The following is a 5,734-nucleotide window of genomic DNA, read 5'->3' as shown; positions in this document are numbered from 1 at the left end:
TAAAGACACAGATTGTCAGAGAGTTAGTGCCAGAGTTTCCTTTAGATATTCTTCTAAAGATTATTAAACTTGCTCGTTCAACTTACTACTATCACTTAAAGCAGCTAAACCTAGAAGATAAGAATCAGGCCGTAAAAAACGAAATAGAAACTATTTATAACGAGCATAAAGGAAATTATGGCTATCGCCGTATCACTCTTGAGCTTAGAAACCGTGGTTTCATCGTAAACCATAAAAAGGTACAACGCCTGATGAAAATGTTAGGTCTAAGGGCTCGTATTCGCAGAAAACGTAAGTACTCTTCTTATCATGGAACCGTTGGAAAGAGAGTTGGAAACATTATTCAACGCCAATTTGAAGCTTCAAAACCGATGGAAAAGTGCTATACAGACATTACGGAATTTTCTATCCCAACAAGTAACCAAAAACTATATTTATCACCAATTTTAGATGGTTATAACAGCGAAATTATAGCTTATTCCCTTTCGTCTTCACCAAATTTAGACCAATTAAAAGATATGTTAAAACAAGCTTTTAGAGAAGAACAATACGAGAGTACTATTCTCCACAGTGATCAGGGATGGCAATACCAGCATGAGTTTTATCATAGTTTTTTAGAAGATAAGGGAATTCAGCCATCTATGTCCCGTAAGGGTAATAGTACTGACAATGGCATGATGGAATCGTTCTTTGGCATTCTTAAATCAGAGATGTTTTTTGGCTATGAGCAGACATTTAAGTCTATAAAGGAACTTGAGGGGGCAATCGTCGACTATATTGATTATTACAACAACAAACGAATCAAAGTAAAATTAAAAGGACTTAGTCCTGTGCAATACAGAACTAAATCCTTTCAATAATTATTTTTCCAACTTTTTGGGGTAGTCCACAACGTTCTCTCTTAAACTTAAATCGTAACAGAATCTTTATCCTTGAGCATATAGCGTTTTAAACGAGTTAAGCTAGCTAACCAGTACAATAGACCTCCAAAAATTGCAGTGAAGCCACTACCCGTTGTGAGCAGGAACATAGGACTCTGGATGTGCTTTGTTACAGGGTTATAAACAAATAGTACCGCAACTAACAAGGAAATGATTACACAAGATAATCCTACCAGATTAAAGCCATTTGTAAACTCATAAGCTTTATGTCCCTCAAGGAAATAGGCTGAACGCAAATCGACTTTTCGTTTTCTCAAGATAAAGTAGTCGACAACGATCATTCCGATAATGGGACCTTGAATATAGGCAGCCAGCGAGATGAAGGAACCGAAGTACTCTTCCACTCCTCCCCAAATTGTAAGTAGGCTCACGTATACCATGGCAATCCAAACCATTAGTTTATAGCTTACTTTGGGCATCCCGCTTTTTACAATCATACAGTTCACGTATGATCCTGTCCCTTGGGTTCCAATATTGGCAAAGGCTACTAGTAGTAAACTTAAAAGGGCAAAGGCAGGTGTGCTTAGAGTTGATAGCATGGTTGTTGGATCACTTTCATAAACACCTGTTTTGACAAACATGGCTAGAGCCATAACTCCACCTGTCGCAGCAAAGAATGGAGCAACAACCCCATATGACAAGGCTGTAGCCCAATAGCCACTGCGTTCTGATTTTGCCAAACGTGGTAAGACAAAGGCTTGTGTAGACCAAGAAAAGGCTACGGCCACATTTCCTTCCCCCGACATCATAAAACGTTCAATCGGTGTCAAATTTTCTTGGATGGCAGGTTGGACATTCATAATATCCCTAATCGGAACCGCAACAAAACAGATTCCAACGATGATTAGCCCAACAAATAACAAGGCAACCACCAGAAAGCGATTAGTACCTTTAATCACATCTGGGCCCCCAAGAGCAATCAGCGTTCCAAGGAGAACACAGAGGGTGCCTAGAATCGGTGCCCATACTCCCTTGTCTAAACCAAGCCCAAAATTATTTGCCAAATGAATCATGGAGCTGGCAAAAAGATTAGCGGTAACGGCGTACCAACCAAAATTCGCCAGACTAATCACGGTTGATAGAATGGCCACCCCTTTTTTACCTAGAACGGCTCTCAACCAAATCCATAAATCAATTCCATATTTAACTGCAAACAAGATTGGGAGACATTCAATAAAGACCCAGATAATGTTAAAACTAAAAATATTAATCAACATTTGATTAAAGGTCAAATATTGAGCCACATAGGCTCCTTGGGTATAACACCAGGTTGCGATGGCAAAACCACTTGTCGATAGGAAGAGATCCCAGAAAGAATACTGACGATCCTTGTTGGTCATGGGAACGATTCCCGTTATGGTCTCCTGTTGAATGAAGTCATTCATCTTGGACATTTTATTGAATACCTCCTGTCATGGCTAGGATAATCAGAATAAGGTTAATTAGAACTAAGACGATGACTATAGTAAAATCACTTTTTAGAAATGGCTGGGCAAACACATAGTTTGGTGATTCCATTTCTTCTAGCCTTCTTTTCGTTTCATTTGCTATTAATTCTTCAATTTCTGATGTCGGTTTCATCTTAATTATCCTCTAAGTATAAATCTAATGCAAGTTTTCCATACTGCTTGGTATAACGATACCAGATATAAAGAAATTCACCTACTGGTTTTCCAACGCTTTCTTGGAACAGGGCCCACAAGAACCAATAATATGAAGTCACTGATACATAGGCAAAATAGTGACGTTTGGTTTTCTTGTCTGGAACTTCTTGTAGATAGATTTCAAGTACCTTTTCAGCTTCTTCCACTGTATAATTTGAACATCCAATAAAGGTCCCTAAATCTCCCGCTGGATCTCCCATACCAGAATATTCCCAATCAATCAAGCTCATTTCGCCATCTTCATTCAACAAGAAATTTGGGCTATAAGAATCTCCATGGCAGAGAACCTTTTTCGCTTGATCTTCTTGTAATAGCTTCTCGAGAACTGAGACATTCTTATCCAACTCTTCAAGCCCATCAAATTCAAAACGATTGCTGGCTTTTAATTTTTGTCTAAAATCATCAATTCCCTCAAATTGATCAAAAGAATGATCCGTTTTTTCTCCAGATTGGTGCAAGCGTCTCAAGAGCTCCATTGCTTTTGCTACATCATCCCAATTATCATAATCTAGTTGCTTGGCGTTAGGAATAAATTCTGAAATTTTCCAGCCCTCATCCTTGTTCATAGCAACAAAAGTAAGGTCAATCTTCAATTTTGTAGCAATTTCCATGGAAGCTGCCTCGCTAGCACGATCGATATAATTCTCCGTTCCTCTACCTGGATGACGGTAAACATATTTCTTTCCTAGGCAGTCAAATGAAAACGAAGTGTTAGTTAAACCGTCTTTTAGGGGTTTAATATTGACAATATCTGAAGCTATACATCCTAATGTCTTACAGATGTTATCAATGATTTCCGAATTAGTATTCACCAAATAGTGTTCATCAAACTGACGCAACTCATCTAGTGAATCAAACTCCTTAACAATGTCTGCTGAATAATGCCGAGCTTCCAAAGGAAGTTCTTTGACGTGACGACTATAATAATCTTCCCAGAGCTGTTCGCGATACGGCTCATGTTTAAATTCAGTTTCCAAAATATCTACGAATTTTTCACTAAATGCACGATCAAAATAAACGTGCCCCACCATAGCCCAAGTATTCGTCCCACCGATTTGAATATCGATAATCGTGTGATTGGAATCTTCCTTAGAGCAGTATTCGTCTGTGTCCCCTTCTGCAAATATAGTCGAATAATAACCTCTGTAAATGTATCGTTCAAACGGATTTTCTACAAAATAATTATCCGAAGAGCAGATATAAGTGTTGGAAAGTTGATCTCTGACTAGCATGAGAGAAGAACAGTTATTGTATTTGTAGTAATCATTATTCACAACGATTTTAACGCCAAACTTTTCTTCCAGATAGAACATTTTTTCTTGTAGATAACCTACAATAACGGTTATATCTTCTATTCCTGCTTCTTGCAGTTGTCTGATTTGCCTCTCTATCAAGCGTTCCCCCTTGACTTGAAGCAATCCTTTGGGAATTTCATAAGACAAAGGAGCAAAACGACTACTCATTCCAGCAGCCATTATAATAGCATTTTCTACTCGATAGGGTTCTAAAACGTTCTTGCCTAGTTCATTTAAGTGATGTTCCTCATCAATCCACTTCTCTTCTTTAAGTTTTCCAACCAATGCATTGACTGTTCCTAAAGATAAATCTAGCTGTTCAGCCAATTGTCTCTGCGTAAAGTTTTCGTCTTTGTGAATCAACAAAAAACGTAAAAGTTTAAATTGTTTTTCTGATAGCATATCCTTAACCTCTTTCGTTCAATATTTCTATCCATTCGATTATACAATGAACATTTGTTTTTGTCAAGTTAGATTCTATATTAAGAAAATAGGGAACTATAATATTTGCAGTGGGTAAATTCCCTATAGATATTATGAAGCCTATTTGTTGTAGAAAAAGTTCCGTAATATCTAGAATGAAAAATGACCAAACCATCATTAGAAAGAATCGTATGGAACAATTAAATTAACAGGGATACCCACAAGGAAATCATCGCTAAACTGGATAATGATGCTCTATCTCGTCCTAATTGCGCTAGCCAAATTAAGAAATATGAGTTTCAAAAATTGTCTAAAATTCCTTACCTTGAAACAATTGGTATCCCCAATAGAACCCCTTCTTAGAAAAGCTGTTTCAAGTGCTATCATTGCTCGAAAATGACCCTCTCCAAAACTTCTCTCATCAATAAAAATTGAGCAAAAGTTGATTGAAAAGACTTCTATGACTGATATTGCACATCAGCTGTCCATTTCAACTTCAACTGTCATTCGAAAACTCAATGACTTTCACTTTAATCATGATTTTTCTCGTCTTCCTGAGATTATGTCTTGGGACGAGTATGCCTTCACTAAGGGAAAAATAAGCTTTATTGCGCAAGACTCTGATAACCTCAATATCATCACTGTCCTTGAATGCAGAACACAGGCTATCATCCGAAATCACTTTCTGCGCTACGATAGAGCTGTTCGTTGTCAGGTGAAAATCATTACTATGGATATGTTTAGTCCCTACTATAACTTGGCTAAACAGCTGCTTCGCTTTAGAATTTCTAGATTCAGGCTAAAACAGTCCACTGGACTGTTTTACTCCAACATCTCAGCCGTGCTATGAGTCGTTTGCGTGTTCAAATCATGAATTAGTTCTATAGAAAATCCCATAAATACAAGGCCATCAAGCGCTACTGGAAGCTCATCCAACAGGATCGTCGTAAACTAAGCCATAAACAATTTTATCACCCTACTTTTCGTATGCACTTGACGAATAAAGAAATTCTAGATAAGCTTTTGAGCCATTCAGAATACTTGAGACACCACTCCAATGTCTATCAGCTCTTACTCTTACTCTTTCACTTTCAGAACAAGGAGCCAGACAAATTTTTCGGACTTATCGAGGACAATCTAAAGCAGCTTCACCCTATTTTTCAGACTGTCTTTAAAACCTTTCTTAAGGACAAAGAGAAAATAGTCAACGCTCTTCAACTACCTTATTCTAAAGCCAAATTAGAAGCAACCAATAATCTCATCAAACTTATCAAGCGAAATGCCTTTGGTTTTCGGAACTTTGAAAACTTAAAAAAACGGATTTTTATCTCTATGAACATCAAAAATGAAAGGACGAAATGTGTCCTTTCTAGATCTTAGCTTTTCTTCTACACACTACAGTTGTAAAACT

General features: G+C 37.5%; 4 protein-coding genes and 1 pseudogene. 2 read left to right on the top strand and 3 right to left on the bottom strand.

Translation table 11 applies throughout. The features are described 5' to 3' along the window. A partial coding sequence (locus QZ565_RS07860; RefSeq protein WP_295527906.1) for an IS3 family transposase occupies positions 1-860 on the top strand: 860 nt, incomplete at its 5' end. Positions 861-907: 47 nt separating this feature from the next. Here QZ565_RS07860 and QZ565_RS07855 read toward each other — a convergent pair. From QZ565_RS07855 to QZ565_RS07845, 3 genes are read right to left on the bottom strand one after another with little or no spacing between them, the layout of a single operon-like run. Further along, complete coding sequence (locus QZ565_RS07855) at positions 908-2,335, bottom strand: cytosine permease (RefSeq protein WP_224218316.1); 1,428 nt, start codon at positions 2,333-2,335, stop codon at positions 908-910. A gap of 1 nt (position 2,336) precedes the next feature. Further along, positions 2,337-2,522, bottom strand: coding sequence for a hypothetical protein (locus tag QZ565_RS07850; protein ID WP_060805305.1), 186 nt, complete (start codon positions 2,520-2,522; stop codon positions 2,337-2,339). A 1-nt stretch (position 2,523) separates the two neighbouring features. Further along, complete coding sequence (locus QZ565_RS07845) at positions 2,524-4,302, bottom strand: phosphotransferase (protein ID WP_084862415.1); 1,779 nt, start codon at positions 4,300-4,302, stop codon at positions 2,524-2,526. A 183-nt stretch (positions 4,303-4,485) separates the two neighbouring features. On the opposite strand from QZ565_RS07845, the pseudogene QZ565_RS07840 reads away from it, so the two are divergent. Next, positions 4,486-5,703, top strand: a pseudogene (locus QZ565_RS07840) (transposase). Positions 5,704-5,734 lie beyond the last annotated feature (31 nt).

The organism is uncultured Streptococcus sp., assembly GCF_915066115.1.
Classification (GTDB): Bacteria; Bacillota; Bacilli; order Lactobacillales; family Streptococcaceae; genus Streptococcus.
The sequence above is the reverse complement of the archived record's forward strand: the minus strand, read 5'-3'. Positions and strand labels throughout refer to the sequence as shown.